Consider the following 17,799-nt stretch of genomic DNA (forward strand, 5'->3'; position numbering starts at 1 on the left):
CTCATGGCCTTGGTATCTGGATTGTTTCAGTAATCTTAATTCCGAGTACTGTAGTGCCCTTTCTCCAGCTGATGGCGGGCTTTTCGGTTTGCCACACTGTCAAAGATGATGGAAAAATCATAATCAGCGGGGTAGAGTTCACTGGCGGCTATTTGTAATTTTAGCCGTTTATGGTTTATCAGGGTTTTCTTTTCTTTAATTTGAACGCCAATTTCGCCCTTAGAGTTGAGAGGAAAAATCGTTGATGAAAGCGTTTTAGTCTCCTGAGGGAAAATCAGCGGTGCAAAAAATATATGCTAAAATCGGAAGAAACGATTGAACATATGCTATTGTGGAAGGAAGAAGAGAATACGCAATTTAATATAAGTCTATATTCTAAAACGTTCGGTTTCCGAGCGTTTTTATGTTGGGATTGATTATGCCAACCCTTCGCGGTTGGCTATTCATCCTGATAATTTCAAAAATAGAGTGGATACTCTTTTTTCTTTGGCCTGTACAGATTTGTTAAGCGCATGTAACCATCTGAAAGAATTAATCAGCGAAATAACAGGATTGCTTTAAAGTAATTTGTCAACCAGACTGACCTTTTTCAGAGCCTGAACATATTATATTTCAGTATTTCTTTGAGGAGGAATGAATGCAGAGTATGCTCTTTGAACGGGAAGACTGGAAATTGTTCAGAAATATGGAGACACTGCCCCAAAAGGCAGGGGTGCCTAAAAGCAAATTATCCATGTTGGTTTGCAAGGAACTGGTGGATAATGCCCTGGACCTAGGCGGCGATTGTGAAATAGGTTATGAGGGGGATTTTTTCTATGTCAAGGATCAGGGTAGCGGCCTGGATCCCGAATTGTTTTCCATCAGCAGGCCGCTCAGATCCTCCAAGTATTTAAGATTACCCACCAGAGGGGCGCTGGGAAACGGCCTGCGCGTGGTAGCCGGGGCAGTAGAAGCATCGGGCGGCGAACTCTATCTTTCCACCCGAGGGGAAACCTATAAAATCCATTGGCAAAAGGACGGTAGGGCTCTCCCGGAAAGCTTAGGCCCTTATCACGAAGAGGGGACAAAAATCAGCTTTACCTTAGGTAAAATGCCCATCAATTCAAGATTGGCGCGCCTGGCCAAGGACTATGCCCAAGGTGAAACCTACCGGGGAAAGACCTCTCCCTATTGGTATACCAGTGAGAACTTTTTTGAATTATTTCAATCCTTCAGCGGATCAGTCAGGGAACTGATCGCGTTATTTGACGGCTGTACCGGCAGAAAAGCAGGGATAATAGCCGTTAACTATACCAAGACACCCGCCGCTGCTTTAAGCTTTAGCGAAACAGAAGGGCTTTTAGGTGAGCTGAGAGACCAGGTTAAAAATGTTAACCCGGAGCGGCTGGGGCGGATTGGCCAGCTGGTTGACTGGGACGGCTACTGTAAATCATCCGCTGTCTTTAAGGTCAGGACGATGAAAGGGAACCAGGAGGCAGAAATACCCTTTGTCCTAGAAGTCTATGCGGCGATCTCCGATACTCCCCATCTCACGGTATTGCTCAACAAATCGCCGGTGACCGGCGAGGTCAATATCTACCACCGCAAAAATGAGTTGAATCTTTTCGGCTGTGGCTTAAGGTTAGCGGTTAAGGCCAAGCCTGCGGCTGTTTTAATCAATATCATGACGCCCTATATTCCCATTGTGACGGACGGGAAAGAGCCAGATCTCTCGGTCATCGCCGCCGAGATTCGAGACGGCATTAAAAAGGCGATCAGTAGAGCCCAAAACTCCCTGCCCACCCCTGGGATTAAAACGAAATCCCAGAAAGAAGTCGTGGCGGACTGCCTGGAAAAAGCCATTGCCAAAGCCAGCGGCAATGGGGAATACCGCTTCAGCCTGCGTCAGCTCTATTATGCCGTCCGGCCCTACGTGATCCGTGAAACGGGTAAAGAGCCCGATTACAACTATTTCTGCCGGGATCTGATCGGCAGTTATGAGGCGGAACACGGCGACATTCCGCTGATGTACCGGGATGAGCGGGGGACGCTGTATCACCCCCATTGCGGTCAGGATATTCCCATCGGCACCATCGCAGTGGAAAATTATCAGAAGCCCGCCTGGACCTTCAACAAAGTCCTGTATATTGAAAAAGAGGGCTTCTTTAATGTGCTCAAGGAAAAGAAAATCCCGGAGAAATATGATCTGGCCTTGCTCACCAGTAAAGGTTATGCCAGCCGGGCGGTCAAGGATTTGCTGGATGCCCTCGGGGAAAATTCAGAGGAAGAGATCACCTTTTTCTGCATTCATGACGCCGACGCTTATGGCACGATCATTTATGATACCCTGCAAAATGAAACCGGAGCCAGGCCAGGCAGAAAAGTGAAGATCATCAATCTGGGCTTAGACCCTGAAGAAGCCATCGCCATGGGGTTGGAGGTGGAAACGGTGCAAAAATCTAGCCGTAAGAAGGGCGTGGCCAGCTATATTGATTCCCGGTGGGAGAGATGGCTACAGAACTACAGAGTGGAGCTGAATGCCATGAGTACTCCCCAGTTTCTGGCCTGGTTGGAGGGGAAAATCCAACTGCACGATAAAGGCAAAGTGATACCCCCCGCAAGGATCATGCAGGAGAGCCTGGATCAAAGCCTTCAGGATAAGCTGGGCCAAAAGATTGCGGCGGAACTATTGAAACAACATCACTATGAGGATCAGGTAGCGGAAGCGGTCCGGCAGGTCAAAGAGTGCTCTGGTGACAGCCAAACCCGGTTGGCGGAGACAGTGCCGGCGGAACTGGTGAAGGAACCGGCCCATCAATGGAAGGATGTTGTGGAGGCTGTGTCCGAGGAGATGATTGAAAATTGCCGGTTTCGAGGTCTGGCTAATCTAGATTAGTCCATCTCAAAACCGGCAATTTTTAAACTGGAGACTGTGAAATTCTCAATTTAGCACCCATAATGGCCTGCTTGGATTTTGCAATACGCCTATCCATAAAAATTATCTCCTTAATTATTGCAATTTGTTGAGTTAGTCTTTGAGGTACCATAGTGTCCTTTTACGATTGCGTAGCCGAAAGCCCCTGACTTCAGTCACGGGGATGAAGGCGTCCTCGAAAGTGGAGGTAATCGAGTATAAGTGCTTATATAATGGGAAGTTGGAAATAGCAAGAAATAACCCTCTTCCAGAACGTTTTTATTACGTTCTGGAAGAAGGTTTATTTTTAGATAATGGTATTTATGGCAGGTATGTTAAGAAATTAGTTGAAGTCTAGTTAAGAGTATAACTGAACGTAACGAAATAATGGTTAATTACATTAGTTGGAGTTGTGCTTTTATTTTTTAATAAGCTGAAAATATTAATGGAAAAAAATATGAGGAAGAGTCAGTGTTTAAGTGGGGGATAAATTGCGTCTCCCTACATAATTTTGTCGAGGCTCTCTGATATAATCTAATCATATCAATCCCTAATTTGAAGGAAGGTGAATAGAGTGGGTGTCAAGCAAGCCAAACGCGAAAACGATCTGTCAAAGGATATGAAGAAAGATTGCGATATTCTCGTCTCTAAGATCCCCTTGAGGTTTAGCCAGTGCAGCACGATCTTGTAGATCGCCTACGTAAGGAGTCAGCTCTTCTCTGGAATGACATCTTGGATATTCATCAAGAAACCTGCGATCGGACCCGGGAGCAACGAGCCCAAGGAAACCTCGATTGGAAATATCCTTGGCGATATAAACAGAATGGGAGTGTATTAGTTTATGATTAATGAAAAAATGAAAAAGCTATCGCCATCAATGGATGAATGGCTCAAAGAAGCAAAAACTGACCCGACGGCTTTACAGGAAGGGATGTTTTTAGTTCATAATGGTGTTGTGCGCCAAACACCTAAAGCCAAGGTACGCCAAGGCATTGATGACGGTTCAATGGTAACGGGAATGGAATTTACTTATGATGCAGCAAAGGTTGATACTGCGATTGCTGAAACCTATAAGCTGGATGGTATTTTCTCTGTCAGGGTTTGGCTTAATGAAGGCCAACTTGAACTTGGCGACGACATAATGTATGTACTGATAGGCGGCGATATCAGACCACATGTTGTTGACGCACTGCAATTTTTGGTTGAAAAGATCAAAAGCGAATGTGTTACCGAAATTGAACAAAAATAGTATCAACACATTCGCCATTTCTGCTTGCCCTGCGTGGAGCAAAAATTTATGATCTTGATGAGAAGCCAGTTGATGTGAAGCAGTGGACAAAGTTGGAAAACGTGCGAACCTATTATGAATCTTTCAAACGTTATGAAAATGAGTTCTAAGCCAAATCGCAAGCGCGTGGAAGACTAGGTCTTTTTTTTTGCTTTTTGCCAATTTTCTGGAAGGGAATAAAGAAATCACGCGGAATATTAAAGGTTAACTCGAAAAAGAAAGATTAGTGTTTAAATGCAAGGTAAATTTAACTCATGAGAGACAGGGGTAAGGTTGGAGCGGGCAAGGGTTTTGCTAATAAATTAAAAGGATGATGAAGACTATGATTAGAGAGATAGCTTACAATGCTGTAAAAGACAGCCTCAAAACCGGGGATCTGATTTTATTCCATGGTGTAGAAACGACAAGTAAGCTGATCGAATTGATTGAATGGTCATACTGGTCACACGTGGGTATGGTTGTTTTACCCAAGGACATCGGCATGACCGGCGAAGACCCTCTTTTTTGGGAGTCGACAGCCTCCGGTGACGGCCTGACGGATTACCTGACCGGCAAAGCCAAAGAAAACGGCCCCATGCTCGTATCACTGCATGATCGTATCCAGGTGGATGTAAATCAACATTACGATACGCATTTTCTGGTGAAATATTTGAATCGTTCGTTGAAGCAACCGGAGCTGGTACAGCTTAAGGATTTCATCAACAAAGTCTATGATTGTGGATTTCCAACGGCTGAAAATGCCTTGAAATACTATATAGAAGGCAGAGCTTTTAATAAACCAGCGCCCGATACGGAAGTATTTTGCAGTGAATTAACAGCAGGGACCTTTATGGCGATGGGATTCATCTCTACAGAATACGTACCAAACGGGTATTGCCCGGATGACTTCAACAAAGGGGACAATATGCCCTCCCTGCAGCCTTTTCACTTTGTTGACGGGGCCAGACTGAATAAGTAGAGATGATATTATGAGAAAGAAAATCGCTCCGATATCTGTAATTATAATGCTAATCATTCTTTTATCAGCTGCATTATTTTTAAATAAACCAACTGCCGCACAGCCACCAAAACCAATCAACGGTGTCTTGGATTTAAGCAACTGGTCCTTTGAGAAAAATGGAATTGTTAGTTTAGAAGGCACATGGTCATTTTACTTCAATCGGTTTCTGACCCACGAAGACTTTGTAAAGGGCCAGGACGTTATGCCGACTCCTCTAGAAATACCCAGCACCCAAAAGAGCATGGCACCCATCAAGCCTTTTGCGGAAAATAAATTCTATGGCACCATGAGGTTGGTTATAAAACTGCCTGAGGGTAGGAAGACCTATGGACTAAGGACAGATATCATACTGACATCCTTTAAACTCTACATTGACGGCAATCTACACGGTAAAGTGGGAAAAGTCGGAACGGGCTGGGAGAATAGCGTACCTTACTACAATATACTCACCACCTACTTTAATCCGGAAAGTAATGAAGTGGAACTAATTTATCAGACATCTGATTTTACAGCGGAAGATTGTACCATCGTGGCGCCCAAAATCGGATTAGCCTCCCAGATTTCCCAAGCAGTACAGTTGGGTTTAGGCAGGGATTTGTTCCTTTTTGGTATGTTGCTCATTATGGGAATCTATCATTTTGGTCTATATATTATGAGGACAAAGGATCGTGCACCCCTTTATTTCGGGGTTTTTTGCCTCTTGTTTGCACTCCGTATGTTATTGGTAGGAGAACGCTTTTTACCAAGTTATTTAAATCTCAGTTTTTTTGTTTACGGGCGAATGGCTTATCTATCTGTGTTTATCGGTTTTGCAGCTTTGTGTGGATTCTTATACTATGCTTTGGATGGCCTATTCGCCAAATGGTTTGTCAAGTTCAGTATCGCTCTGGGATCAGTGTTTGGTTTTCTCATCCTATGGATTCCCTATAGTTCAGCGGACAGGCTATTGATGATTTATGCTGTCTTTGCATTTATATTATTAGGCTATGCAATGATTCGCTTGGTTATTGGCGTATTTAAAAGTGTTCCTTTTGCAAATATCGTATTTCTGGGTTTCGCTTTTTTAGGGATAACATTGATCAATGATTTAATTTACCATATCACACTTAGCAATACCCCTTCCCTAATTCCCTTTGGTGTTTCAGTATTTACCTTTACGCAGGCCTATACCTTGTCTGCCAGATTTTCCAATGCTTTTACCAGAGCTGAGCAGCTCTCTGTAGAGAATAAAGCTATTTTGTCAGAGCTTAAGCTTATGAACAGTAATCTTGAATCCCTGGTTAAGGAACGGACTTCCGATTTACAGGAGGCTTTGGAGGAAATGGAAGTCATGTCTAAAACAGATTATCTGACAAAATTGCCTAACAGACGGTTGGCGTTAGCCAAAATTAAGGAACTTATTGAGCAGAAAAAGGACTTTTACATTGGCTTAGCTGATATTGATCATTTTAAAGAGATTAATGATCAGTTCGGGCATGTTAAAGGCGACGAAATCCTTGTGCTTTTATCAGAAGTATTAAGGGCAGCTATTGGCGGCTGTGGTTTTGTTGGCCGGTGGGGGGGCGAGGAATTCTTAATAGTACTGGAGACGGAGCAATTGGATACGATTCATGGCAAGGCCAATGAGATACGTAGGGCAGTAGCAGAATACTGTTACGCGGATATCGGCAAGAGTGTTACGATGACCCTTGGATTATGTCAATACCGGGAAAACACCTCCTTAGACATACTAATAGCCAGCGCAGATGAGGCTCTTTATCGGGGCAAATTAGCTGGAAGAAACCAGTGTATGATTTCCGCGTAGCTATCATTACCATATTAAATGTTGGAATAGGAATCGTTATTTTTAAAGATGAGGCATCGGAACTTATAAGTTCTGATGCCTTTGTTGATAAGACTGTTATTTGAACTGCGTATCAGTAACATGTTTTTCTTTATAGGGGAATTCCTTTTCAAACGATTCTAGTTCCTCTTGATTGACTTCGAAGACAGGATCGGCAGAGAACTTTCCAGTTATGCCTTGCAGACCGCCTTTAGACAACTCTAACGCCATGAATGCTTCGAAATTTGCTCCTTCGGCAGTACTTATCTCAAAGTTTGCTGCACTTTCAAAACCAAACTGGTGATAGTAGGCAGGACTTCCGAAGATGATAATGGCCTTATATCCCATAGCTTGAGCGAGCTTTTTGGTATGTGCAATCAGAGCTGATCCAATTCCTTGCTTTTGACAAGACGGTAAAACGCTTATGGGACCAAAGGTTATCACCCCATGCTCATTGTTATCCTTGTCCACAACGGTTGATTTGGTATAAATAATATTGCCGACAATCTTATCCTCCAATATAGCTACAAAATCCAGTTCGGGTATAAAAGAGGAACCCTTGCGGATATTGTGAACAATCAGATGCTCAGTACATCCCGGTTGATAGAGATCCCAAAAAGCTTCCCTTGTTAAATTTTCTACTTCTTGATAATCCTTTTCGTTTTCCAGACGAATTATTATGCTCATTTTATTCTTCCTTTCACCGTAAAACTGACTTGTTTCAAATGGCAAGTGTGAGTTATCTTCATTTTCTATCCCACTCATTAACAATCACATTCCCCTCATAGTGCCCTTTCTCCAACTGATGGTGGGCTTTTCGGTTTGATACACTGTCAAAGATGATGGAGAAATCATAATCAGCGGGGTAGAGTTCACTGGCGGCAATACGCAATTTTAGCCGTTTATGGTTTATCAGGCTTTTCTTTCCCTTAATCTGAACGCCAATTTCGCCCTTAGCGTTGGAACGTGCGTAGACAATGCCGGTTTCTTTTTGAGGATAGACAATGACGCTGTCACCAAGATTGAACGTTTCGCTGCGAGAGGGCACTTTTGGCTTTGATGCTTCTTGTTTGACAATCTGGGGTACTATAGTGGCCTGAGCAGGTAACGGATTACTTTGCTGTAGCGCACCCTCGTATTGATTAGTTGAATTTCCATAGGCGGCTTCGTGAGCGCGTATCAGCATGTGTTGTTGCATACCCAGCCTTTCTGCAATATAGAGCGCGCAACTCGCCCCAGCTTCTCCGATTTCCAGCCGGTAGAGCGGCAAAAGGCTCTCTTTGTCGAAGGCCATGCGGGCATTTACAAGCCCAGGCTTATTTGCCGCGTATTCTTTGATTTCCGGATAATGGGTTGTCACAACAAACAGGCACTTTTTCGCGCTCAGCTCATCTAATATGGCAATTGCCAGTCCCATTCCTTCGGCCGGGTCAGTTCCGGAGCCAAGTTCGTCGAGAAGGACCAGTGATTCATGATTTGCTTGGCTTAATATCGCGATGATATTCTTAATGTGAGAAGAAAAAGTAGACAAATTTTCGGTAATACTTTGCCCATCGCCAATATCGCACAACACCAGATTGTGCAGGCAAAAAATACTGTTTTCTTCTGCGGGAACATGCAGTCCGCTTTGTGCCATCAGAGAGAGAAGTCCTACGGTTTTTAAGGCTACGGTTTTGCCACCCGTATTCGGGCCAGTGATAACGACGCCATTTGTTGTATAGTCAACTTCAAAGTTTAAAGGTATGGCAGTCTCGGGATTAAGCAAGGGATGTCTGGCGTTGATCATCAGGATTTTTCTTTCAGAATTAATGATGACGGACGAGGCTTTCATCGACAAACTTAGCTTACCTTTAGCGAAGAGAAAGTCCAGTGTTTCCATGGTCTCGATGTTTTGCTTAATAGTCGGAAGACTATCGCTTATAAGAGCCGTTAGGGAATACAGGATACGCCTGACTTCGCTGTCTTCTTCAATTTGCAGTGCGGACAGCTCTGATTGCAGTCTGCCCACAGATGTCGGCTCAATAAAGCAGGTCCCTCCGGTTTGCGACAGGTCGATAACCGAACCGGCGACATTGTTCTTGTGTTGACGCTTAACTGGCAAAGTATAGTGTCCGTTTCTTAAGGAAACAAAACTCTCCGAAAACCAGGTTTTGTTTTTCCTGAGTAGTGCATCAAGCTTTGCTTTGATCTGATCAATCGTGATAGAGGTATGTCGCCGAATATTGGCAAGCTCAGTTGACGCCTTATCATCGACAATACCGTTCCGGATGCAGCGCTCGATTTCATTTTCAAGCTCGGATAATTGGTTGATTGATTCACCGTACCAGGCGATGATGATATCTGTCGACTTAGCTTTCTCGAGGTAAGCTTTTATTCTTCGGCAAGATACTAGGAAGGACGAAACATGGGCAATCTGATCAGGCGTTAGCATTGCATCAATAGTTATCAGGTCGATGACCTTTTGCAGATCCGTCATAGTGGGAAGGGGCGGGGTCCCAATCTGTTCAATAATTCTTTTGGCTTGGGTTGTTTCATCTAGGCGCCGTCTTACTTCCGCCTCATTCAATGATGGCGTAAGGGCGAGACAGCGAGCTTTAACAAGATTAGACTGTGCTTTATCTGCAAGTTGCTTTAGGATTTTGTCAAATTCTAGAGTTATATAATTTTTCATTTGGTATCTCCTTATAACAAAATTAATCAAATAAAAAGCCCGCAGAAAAACATACTACACCTGTAAAAGTGCAAAATGCTCCTGCGGGCAAAATCTCAACATAAAAACGACGCGACAAGCACACCCTGTCACGCGCATCAATGATTGGAAGTATAGAAGCAGTCTGTTAGGTGTTTTTCAAAAGGGCAACACAACAAACGGGATACTTCCCGTTAATCGAACGCCTTTTGCAACTATATTTAGTTGAGACCCACCGTAACAGATAGAACCGACATCAATACTCCACCTTTTAAAATTATTCACCTTATTATAATGTCATTTTTTGCTATTGTCAAGATGTGTAAATGTGAGCCAGAGGGAGTGCAAAATCCCCAATGCAAAATCATCCATCGCAGCATTTTATGGGAATGTGCTGAAATGTGGCCAGGTACTGTTGGACGTTATGCTGATATCTCCCCAAAAATGAACTGATCAGGTAAGATAGAACTCGTAGGTATAGAGGTGAGGGGAGAACTTTGGAAAACGAGTCTATCAAGATGATAAAACGAGCGAAGATGGGGGATAAAGAAGTCCTTATTGAACTAATGATGAGTCAAAACAGGACATTATCGCCTTAGAATTAAGCTGTTCTCCTCTTGCAGTGAAGTAAGATCATTGGCTTTAATCATAGCTTGGGAAAGGGTATAGAGGGTGTCTTTGATGAAAATAATCCGTTCTATGGCCTTAGAGCTGTTCAGATAATACTGACCGGATTTCAAGATGTCCTCATCCTTAAGATGGGTTATTTTGCCTCTTAAGGTGAAGCCCTTGACCAGATCGATTTGATAAACATAAGCACCCTGATAGGTAAACTGCCCATAGTCAGGGAAGCCGTTTCTTGAATTGACGCCACCTGGATTGGCAACTTCCATAAGGGTAACGGGGAAGGATAAAATCCCTCTTTCCTTATCAAACAGCAAGGCCTTGTGGTTGCGAAGCACTTCGGAATCCGTTCCGCGGTCGCCAATAGTCGTCTTAAACATCTCGACAGGATGAGCAACATCCGTTACATCAAATACGGCAAGCTTAAGGCCTTGGTAAAAGGCCGTCGAGCTCCCAGCTTCACCGGGAAGGATGCCTTGACCGGCGTTTTGGCTTAGTTCGATGGTTTCTTTGCCGAAACCAATGATATGATTCTCATCATAAGGGTGGAGATAATCGCTGTAGCCCGGTATTTTCAAAGCACCCAAAATCGTCGGAGCAGCCGGGTCTTTAAGGTCCAGGACGAAGAAGGGGTCGACACTTTTAAAGGTTACCAAATAGCCGCGATCTCCCATAAATCGAACGGAATAGATCTTCTCACCGGGCGCAATATCTTCAAGCTTACCTGTCAGTTGGAGGTTTTGATCAAGAACATAGACATTATTTTTAGAGGTAAGCTCATCCGTTCGCCAAACTTGACCAGTAGTTGTAGCAATCCTTAAGCAATCTTTATCTTCGTCCAGCGCAAACTGATTAAGAATGGTACCTGGTACCTCACCTTTAGCTTTATAAGTAGTTCCGCCTTGAGCCAGTCCAAATTTATAGAGAGCCGTTGTTATTTTAAAGGAACCGGGAATTAATTTTTTAGGGGCTATAGCCGGGGAGGAGGCAGAAGAGTTATTTGGCGCCGGCTGCGCTTTTGCTGCAGATTCAGGTGAAGGCAGATCAGAGTCAGGTTGATGAACCTGCTGGTATTGGGTTACTGCCACATAGAGATTGGAGGCAGAAGCATAGACAGCCTGACCTGAACCCAGATAAGCTGCAACCTGCATTTCCTTATCCCTTTGATCCAGATCAAGAGCAGCTATCAGCAAATAATTGGCTTCGATTGATTGTGGGAAGTAATGGATGTCTTTATAGCCTATGGTTGCAAAATCCCCTTTGCCGGCAGTATCACGATAACTGGGGAGTGGTGGTTCTACACCTTCTTCCATAATCCGATAAGTGTCCAAATATTTGTTGGCGATTAAATAAAGGTTCGAACCGATTTTACGGGAAGACACATAGTCCCCGTCCAGCTCAATTTCCCGCAGCTTCTTCAGATTGGTTTTATCGGCCAGGTCATAGACGATTACCTTGGAGGTAAATCGAGTTAATACTGGAGGATATATTTGAACTTGGGAACCATTCTGAACTTGAGGTTGAACTTTTGGAGTATCTGGAGAGGAAGTTTCCGGATAATAAGCATTGCCTATTAAGACCAAATAATGATCATCCACATAGAGCTCCTGTGGTGTAAATTCTCCCTCTTTAAAGGCTATACGGCTGACTATGTTCATCTGCTTGGCAGGATAAGCCTGAGTAACAATGAGTTCCTGATTGTTTACTTGATAGATGTATTGACCATCGTTTTTAATAATGTCGGCTTCATCGACACCCTCCACTTGCAGATTCGTGGATGAATGATCAGAACTTCCCGTCGTCATATCAAAATTGGCTGAAGAGGGTGCTGATACTTCTGATGTTTGTGCGGATTTATTGACTGCCCCCAACATTACATCACCGGCATAGAGTCTCCCTTGTCCCAGCAATGTTCGGGAACTTTGAGACTCCTTCAAGATACTGCGCAGATTTTCGGCTGTTTCGACTACGGGTAGACTTTGTTCCTGGGTTACCGCTACCTCTTCGTTGCTTGCTTTACCTTGCTTAGGCAAAGTGACAAGGACAAACACCATGAGCAAAACCACTAAAAACCAAGCTTTCTTCATTTTTAAAACCCTCCTCAACACACAAATAGAATTCTAATGAAAAGACAATTTAGAGCACTCCATTTAATAGACGCTGCTGTGGAAGTAAAACTGACGCCTTGATGGAGACTCTCCTTATCTATGACAGTATTTGTATTTGACAGCTTATACTTTCCTCAAATCGTAAGTGATCAGTTTGTAAAGTATTCGTAAAACTAAACACACACGATGTTATTATACGTTATCGGAAGGTTTTTGAAATATTGCCAGCCTGAATCCGAAAAAATTATATAAAATTGGACAAATCCTCCCAGATAGGTCTCACCTCAATTGTTGCAGCCTTTGCCATCGGGTGTTGAGCTGCCGCATCAATTGCTTCTTCCGGGGTTGAACATTCTATCAAAACATATGCAGCTATCTTTTCACTTGTATCTGAGAACGGTCCGTCAGTGAGTAATAATTTTCCCTTGCGTACCCGTATGGTTTTTGCATCGCTGGGAGGCCGTAATGGATTCCCATACTTCAGGATTCCCCTGCTTTCCATTACCTTATTCCAAGCTATAATTTCCCTGGTCAACGTCTCATTTGGTGCAAAAGACTCATCATGGCAGATTATCAATAAGTATTGCATGTGAATTCCTCCTATTTCGTGATGTAAATTATACCGCTTAATGTGTCTATACTAACATTATCCTCATTCAATGAAAATAAACTTAAATAGCTTTACGCAATCAGTCGTACATCAATAGAATCAAGAATCTCCAGTTGTTGTCAAATTTGAAATATGATATATTCAACTAAATTAATGAATATTTGGAGAGCGAGAATATGAACTTTTGCTGGTGTACGATTACGGTTGATAATATGGACGATTCTCTGAAATTCTATCAAGAGATTGTGGGGCTTTCAATTAGTAGGAGATTTACAGCTGGCGTAGGAGTAGAGATTTCTTTTTTGGGAGAGGGAGAAACAAAAGTCGAACTTGTTTGTAATTCAAACCATAAAAGAACGGGTAATGCCGAGGGCATTTCTTTAGGCTTTGAAGTTGAGTCGGTTGACAATATGATTGCGTTAATGAAAGAAAAAGGACTCGAAGTAGAAAGTGGGCCTTTCCAACCTAATCCTTATATTAAGTTTTTTCATGTTAAAGACCCCAACGGTGTTAGTATACAATTTGTAGAAAACATGTAATTTTGCAATAGAACATGGGGCATCTTCTCTATTGAAGGTGCTTTTTTCAGTATGGTACTTGCGGAGAGATTTACAGACCTCGTGATGGTTGTCGAGGATGGCTGCGAGGTACTCAATCAGTATCCAAAGGAACTGCAAGTGGTAGATTTGATCTTGGACAGAATACAAAAATAAGGAGGTGCTACTGATATGGGTCAGCCAAATAAGTTGATAGTTGTTTGGACTAACGGGGATAGGGAAGTTGCTATCCGTATGGCATTCATGTATACACGTAATTCAAAGCTTAAGGAATGGTGGGATGAGGTAACGCTAATAGTTTGGGGGCCATCGGCCAAACTTCTAACAGAAGATAAAATGTTACAGGAATACATTGAAAGAATCAAAGATGCAGGCGTAGAACTTTTAGCCTGCAAAGCATGCGCAGAAAGTTATGGTGTGTCTGAAGTTTTAGCGAATATGGGAATAAACGTGATATATACGGGTCAAGTACTGACAGACTTTTTGAAAGACGAGAATACGAGAGTAATAACCGTTTGATCGAGGGTAGAGTAATGTGAAATAATCTCAGAAACGGATAGCTTTTTCTAAACAAACAAAAATCCATCTGTTTACAACGACAATCTATACTCATTTCATATCTTATAAATACAACTTCAAGTACCTTATGAGGTCATTGCCTTTAATCATAGCTTGGGAAAGGGCATAGAGGGTGTCCTCGATGAAAATAAGCAGAAGAAGATTTTACTCAAACGGGATCAAAGTCACAAAGAGTAATTTAAGCGAATTCAGCTGATTTTCAGCAAACACTCAGATCAAACTCAGAAAACTATTGTACTATGACATATAATCATGGTTTTATCATTGAGGTAGTGCGTCATTAGTTTCGCTATCATTGGGGATTCATGATAAGGTGCATATTAATCGAGCCTTAGTAAAACTGAATATATTGCATGGATGCAGTAAGCGGCATTAAATTGCAGGATATTGAGCCTGCGCAATTTAATGTTGTTATCCTTAAGGAAAAGGAGATGGTACAGCAAACTTTGATTGGAGTGTAATCATAGATGTTTCAAGTTTTTTTAGTTGAACCAGACATGCAATTAAATCATCTCCTATGCTTATATCTTCAAAAAGAAGGATTAATAACAACGTCCTTTTTTAATGGAGAAAAAGCAATCAAAAATATTGATAAGAATCCCCATCTTTGGATCTTGGACAGAGAAACGCCGACTATTGACGGCTTTACAATATTAAGCGAAGTGAAGAGTAAATATCCTGATATCCCGGTAATTATGATTTCGGAGCAAAATTCGAATATTGACCGGATTGTGGCTTTAGAAATGGGCTGTGATGATTATGTGTCTAAGCCTTTTCTGCCTAAAGAACTGGTGCTGCGTGTCAAAAAAATTCTGGAGCATATCCATGGGAATGTTAAAAACCGAAATCGAATCCTGTTATATGCTGAATACAAAATTGATGAAATAGTGCGTATAGTACAAAAAGATGAAGAAATGATTAATCTAACTTCCAAAGAGTTCGACCTTCTCCTTCTGCTGGTCAAGAATTTGTATAGGACCTTTTCCAGAGAACAAATACTTAAATACGTTTGGAATGATGGACATTTGGGGGCGGAGCGCTCTGTAGATGACTTGGTGAGAAGACTACGCCGGAAAATGAGAAACCTGCGAATTGAGTCGATCTATTCGTACGGATATAGATTATTGCCCAACCAAGTTCTTAAGATAAAAGGGTGTAAGACGGTCACTACCCAAAATGAAGATATCCAAGGGTTATTTCAGTAAAGATATATAAAAGATGATAAAAACCTCTGATAGATGCCAAATCTATTTCAGAGGTTTTTTTATTATGCTCTGGGTAGTTAATAATTTAGCTTTTATTTTCATAATGTATCACAAAATACACGATTACCATTAAATATCACAATTGTTGAGCATTTAATCATAAATAAACATTATATTTCAATAATTATCCCGCAATTCCCTGCTAACATTCTTTAAAAGTAGCACTAAAAGTAGGGACGGAGGGAATTTATGAGTGTAAATTCGGTTGCGAACAGTACGAGTTACACAACTTCAACAACAACTTCAAGCAGAAGTACTTCCAGTGAATTGGGTAAAGAGGATTTCCTCAATCTTTTGGTAACTCAGTTGAAATATCAGGATCCTTTAAATCCGGCAGACAGCACAGAATATGTATCACAGCTGGCTCAGTTCAGTGTGCTTGAACAGATGAGCAATCTGAATGCAAGAATGGCTGTTCTGGAGTCAATTGCCATGACAGGAAAATACGCCACAGCCTCAGTAACGGATAGCACAGGTACAGTCACTTCAGTGGAGGGAACGGTAGATTCAGTCACTCTCGACGATGGTGAGGCAAGCCTTGTCATTGATGGGACAAGCGTTGAACTGGACGATGTTACGTCTGTCTATGACTATGACCGATCGGACCTTTTCAGTCTTGCCTCGATGATCGGCAAAACATGTGAAGGCTATATCTATGATGCAGACACGTTAGATGTGATGAGCGTAAAAGGAACCGTAGCAGGGGTATTCAAAGGGACCTATGAAGATTATGCCATGGTCGATGGCGTAACTGCCACGTTGGATTCCATTAGCTCAGACGATTATAGCGATTCAGAAGATGAGTTGGAGTATTTAACTGACCATATCGGTGAGGAGATCAGTGTGAATATAACCGATTCTGGAAAAGTAGTTCCAGTTACAGCGGTGCTGGAATCAGCTACAGAGGGCGACGACGGCACGATCAGCTTAAGTCTGAACAGCGTCAAAGTCCCCATTGATGGAATCTATAGTGTGAATTGAAGAGGTATCTGACAAAAGAAAGAAGGAATTTCTATGATGAGAGCTCTCTTTGCCGGAGTTTCCGGCTTGCAGGCTCACCAAAAAAAGATGGATGTCATTGGCAATAATATCGCCAATGTCAATACGGTGGCCTATAAAGCGTCGAGGGTGACTTTCAGTGATGTTTTAAGCCAGACGCTAAGCAAGGCTACGGCAGCGAATTCCGACAGCGGCGTTGGAGGAACTAATCCAAAGCAGATCGGCCTGGGGGTAGGGGTGGCTTCTATAGATATGTTAATGACGGATGGCGGAACGGAGAGCACTGGGAATACAACAGATCTCAGCCTTGAAGGAGATGGTTTTTTTATTGTACGCAATGGAGTTACCGGTTCCTATATGTTTACCAGAGCAGGAGATTTCACTGTTGATGAGAAGGGGAATCTCGTCACCAGTGATGGAATGAACGTTTATGGATGGTCAAGTTATTCAACGAATGCAGAGGGTGATTATGAATTCGATACGGACAACGAGGTTGAAGCGATAAATATTTATGCGGATGCCTATAACGGCAATAAGAAAATTCTTTCAGCACAAGCTACTGAAAATGTGGTCTTCAGCGGCAGTTTAGATTCATCTGAGGAAGCTATCGAGGACATTGACGACGATACAGAACCACAGTACACCACCTCAATGACGGTCTATGACAGTCTGGGCAATGAGCACGAATTAACGGTTAATTATATCAAATCGGATACCAATACGTGGGATTGCTATGTGACCTATGATTCTGGAGAGACGGATACAGAGGGTGACGCTATTCTTACCAGAGTTGATATCGGAGAACTACAATTCGATGAATATGGAGATATTGTTGAAGACGATACATCCTATCCTACCACCCAAGTCCTGACGATAACTCCGACTACCGGAGCTACCGACTTGGAAATCACTTTGGATTTCACAAATCTTAGTACAGGTGCAGATGACAGTTCCGTAGAGGCTGGAGAAATAGATGGCTATTCTTCGGGAACCTTAGAAGATATATCCATCGACTCCAATGGGATTATCATGGGAGTTTACTCGAACGGATCTCAGCAGCCCTTAGGGATGATTGGTATTGCCCAGTTTGCTAATTCTTCCGGACTGCAAAAAACAGGTTCAGGCTACTACAGCGCTACAGCAAATTCAGGGCAATTCACGAATGGAGTTTCCGCCAACGGGGCGATTTCTTCTGGGACCCTTGAAATGTCTAACGTGGACCTTTCCTATGAATTCAGCCAAATGATCACTACCCAGAGAGGGTTTCAGGCTAACAGCACACTGATTACCACAGCCGATGAAATGCTGGAGACTCTGATTAATATGAAGCGTTAGATGAGTCTTAAAGAAAGCGAGGGCGGTTAA

Annotated in this window: 15 protein-coding genes and 2 pseudogenes; 12 read left to right on the plus strand and 5 right to left on the minus strand. The window is 42.7% G+C overall.

What is annotated here, in order from left to right:
- Nucleotides 1-35: 35 nt before the first annotated feature.
- Nucleotides 36-275, minus strand: a pseudogene (locus tag E4K67_RS31655) (endonuclease MutS2); the annotation flags it as partial.
- Nucleotides 276-637: 362 nt separating this feature from the next.
- Here E4K67_RS31655 and E4K67_RS24270 point away from each other — a divergent pair.
- The 6 genes and pseudogenes from E4K67_RS24270 (at nt 638) to E4K67_RS24290 (ending at nt 6,985) form a co-directional block, all read left to right on the plus strand.
- A complete protein-coding gene (locus E4K67_RS24270) occupies nt 638-2,875 on the plus strand; it encodes a hypothetical protein (protein WP_135551478.1) in 2,238 nt (745 codons plus the stop codon).
- 690 nt (nt 2,876-3,565) lie between these two features.
- Nucleotides 3,566-3,742 carry a hypothetical protein gene (locus E4K67_RS29930; protein ID WP_158408567.1) on the plus strand — a complete coding sequence of 59 codons (177 nt, stop codon included), beginning with the start codon at nt 3,566-3,568 and terminating at the stop codon, nt 3,740-3,742.
- Nucleotides 3,735-4,142, plus strand: a complete 408-nt coding sequence (locus tag E4K67_RS24275) for a molybdenum cofactor biosynthesis protein MoaE (protein ID WP_135551480.1) — start codon at nt 3,735-3,737, stop codon at nt 4,140-4,142. Before E4K67_RS29930 ends, E4K67_RS24275 begins: the two co-directional genes overlap by 8 nt.
- Nucleotides 4,139-4,291 (plus strand): annotated as a pseudogene (locus E4K67_RS30830) (AAA family ATPase); the annotation flags it as partial. The gene E4K67_RS24275 and the pseudogene E4K67_RS30830, both read left to right, overlap by 4 nt.
- Before the next feature lie 212 nt (nt 4,292-4,503).
- Complete coding sequence (locus E4K67_RS24285) at nt 4,504-5,139, plus strand: hypothetical protein (protein WP_243454603.1); 636 nt, start codon at nt 4,504-4,506, stop codon at nt 5,137-5,139.
- Between the two features lie 10 nt (nt 5,140-5,149).
- The gene (locus tag E4K67_RS24290; RefSeq protein ID WP_135551484.1) at nt 5,150-6,985 is read left to right on the plus strand and encodes a sensor domain-containing diguanylate cyclase; all 1,836 of its coding nucleotides are present in this window, start codon (nt 5,150-5,152) and stop codon (nt 6,983-6,985) included.
- A 96-nt stretch (nt 6,986-7,081) separates the two neighbouring features.
- Here E4K67_RS24290 and E4K67_RS24295 read toward each other — a convergent pair whose 3' ends face one another.
- From E4K67_RS24295 to E4K67_RS24315, 4 genes are all read right to left on the minus strand, one after another.
- Entirely contained in the window at nt 7,082-7,690 is a 609-nt protein-coding gene (locus tag E4K67_RS24295) for a GNAT family N-acetyltransferase (protein WP_135551486.1), read from the minus strand.
- 58 nt (nt 7,691-7,748) lie between these two features.
- Complete coding sequence (locus E4K67_RS24300) at nt 7,749-9,674, minus strand: endonuclease MutS2 (protein WP_135551488.1); 1,926 nt, start codon at nt 9,672-9,674, stop codon at nt 7,749-7,751.
- A 605-nt stretch (nt 9,675-10,279) separates the two neighbouring features.
- Nucleotides 10,280-12,403, minus strand: coding sequence for a beta-propeller domain-containing protein (locus E4K67_RS24310; protein WP_135551490.1), 2,124 nt, complete (start codon nt 12,401-12,403; stop codon nt 10,280-10,282).
- Between the two features lie 265 nt (nt 12,404-12,668).
- Nucleotides 12,669-13,013, minus strand: coding sequence for a YciI family protein (locus E4K67_RS24315; protein WP_135551491.1), 345 nt, complete (start codon nt 13,011-13,013; stop codon nt 12,669-12,671).
- Nucleotides 13,014-13,210: 197 nt separating this feature from the next.
- Between E4K67_RS24315 and E4K67_RS24320 the strand changes: the two genes are divergently transcribed.
- The 6 genes from E4K67_RS24320 to E4K67_RS24340 all read left to right on the plus strand — a co-directional run bounded on the left by E4K67_RS24320 (nt 13,211) and on the right by E4K67_RS24340 (nt 17,769).
- Nucleotides 13,211-13,573: a VOC family protein gene (locus tag E4K67_RS24320; protein ID WP_135551493.1), complete on the plus strand. Its 363-nt coding sequence runs from the start codon at nt 13,211-13,213 to the stop codon at nt 13,571-13,573.
- Nucleotides 13,574-13,624: 51 nt separating this feature from the next.
- Nucleotides 13,625-13,747, plus strand: coding sequence for a hypothetical protein (locus tag E4K67_RS31195; RefSeq protein WP_274594912.1), 123 nt, complete (start codon nt 13,625-13,627; stop codon nt 13,745-13,747).
- A 15-nt stretch (nt 13,748-13,762) separates the two neighbouring features.
- Nucleotides 13,763-14,110, plus strand: a complete 348-nt coding sequence (locus E4K67_RS24325; RefSeq protein WP_135551495.1) for a DsrE family protein — start codon at nt 13,763-13,765, stop codon at nt 14,108-14,110.
- A gap of 527 nt (nt 14,111-14,637) precedes the next feature.
- Nucleotides 14,638-15,375, plus strand: a complete 738-nt coding sequence (locus tag E4K67_RS24330; RefSeq protein ID WP_135551497.1) for a response regulator transcription factor — start codon at nt 14,638-14,640, stop codon at nt 15,373-15,375.
- Nucleotides 15,376-15,624: 249 nt separating this feature from the next.
- A complete protein-coding gene (locus tag E4K67_RS24335; protein WP_135551499.1) occupies nt 15,625-16,416 on the plus strand; it encodes a flagellar hook capping FlgD N-terminal domain-containing protein in 792 nt (263 codons plus the stop codon).
- Nucleotides 16,417-16,449: 33 nt separating this feature from the next.
- Nucleotides 16,450-17,769 carry a flagellar hook protein FlgE gene (locus tag E4K67_RS24340; protein WP_135551501.1) on the plus strand — a complete coding sequence of 440 codons (1,320 nt, stop codon included), beginning with the start codon at nt 16,450-16,452 and terminating at the stop codon, nt 17,767-17,769.
- The last annotated feature ends 30 nt before the right edge of the window (nt 17,770-17,799 follow it).

Source organism: Desulfosporosinus fructosivorans, from assembly GCF_004766045.1.
GTDB classification, from domain to species: domain Bacteria; phylum Bacillota; class Desulfitobacteriia; order Desulfitobacteriales; family Desulfitobacteriaceae; genus Desulfosporosinus; species Desulfosporosinus fructosivorans.

Excerpts from the sequence above, each read along its gene's own strand:
- E4K67_RS24330 (WP_135551497.1), top strand. The coding sequence starts at position 14,638 with ATGTTTCAAGTTTTTTTAGTTGAACCAGACATGCAATTAAATCATCTC.
- E4K67_RS24295 (WP_135551486.1), bottom strand. The coding sequence starts at position 7,690 with ATGAGCATAATAATTCGTCTGGAAAACGAAAAGGATTATCAAGAAGTA.
- E4K67_RS24325 (WP_135551495.1), top strand. The coding sequence starts at position 13,763 with ATGGGTCAGCCAAATAAGTTGATAGTTGTTTGGACTAACGGGGATAGG.
- E4K67_RS24290 (WP_135551484.1), top strand. The coding sequence starts at position 5,150 with ATGAGAAAGAAAATCGCTCCGATATCTGTAATTATAATGCTAATCATT.
- E4K67_RS24335 (WP_135551499.1), top strand. The coding sequence starts at position 15,625 with ATGAGTGTAAATTCGGTTGCGAACAGTACGAGTTACACAACTTCAACA.
- E4K67_RS24285 (WP_243454603.1), top strand. The coding sequence starts at position 4,504 with ATGATTAGAGAGATAGCTTACAATGCTGTAAAAGACAGCCTCAAAACC.
- E4K67_RS24315 (WP_135551491.1), bottom strand. The coding sequence starts at position 13,013 with ATGCAATACTTATTGATAATCTGCCATGATGAGTCTTTTGCACCAAAT.
- E4K67_RS31195 (WP_274594912.1), top strand. The coding sequence starts at position 13,625 with ATGGTACTTGCGGAGAGATTTACAGACCTCGTGATGGTTGTCGAGGAT.
- E4K67_RS24320 (WP_135551493.1), top strand. The coding sequence starts at position 13,211 with ATGAACTTTTGCTGGTGTACGATTACGGTTGATAATATGGACGATTCT.
- E4K67_RS24340 (WP_135551501.1), top strand. The coding sequence starts at position 16,450 with ATGATGAGAGCTCTCTTTGCCGGAGTTTCCGGCTTGCAGGCTCACCAA.
- E4K67_RS24310 (WP_135551490.1), bottom strand. The coding sequence starts at position 12,403 with ATGAAGAAAGCTTGGTTTTTAGTGGTTTTGCTCATGGTGTTTGTCCTT.
- E4K67_RS24300 (WP_135551488.1), bottom strand. The coding sequence starts at position 9,674 with ATGAAAAATTATATAACTCTAGAATTTGACAAAATCCTAAAGCAACTT.
- E4K67_RS24275 (WP_135551480.1), top strand. The coding sequence starts at position 3,735 with ATGATTAATGAAAAAATGAAAAAGCTATCGCCATCAATGGATGAATGG.
- E4K67_RS24270 (WP_135551478.1), top strand. The coding sequence starts at position 638 with ATGCAGAGTATGCTCTTTGAACGGGAAGACTGGAAATTGTTCAGAAAT.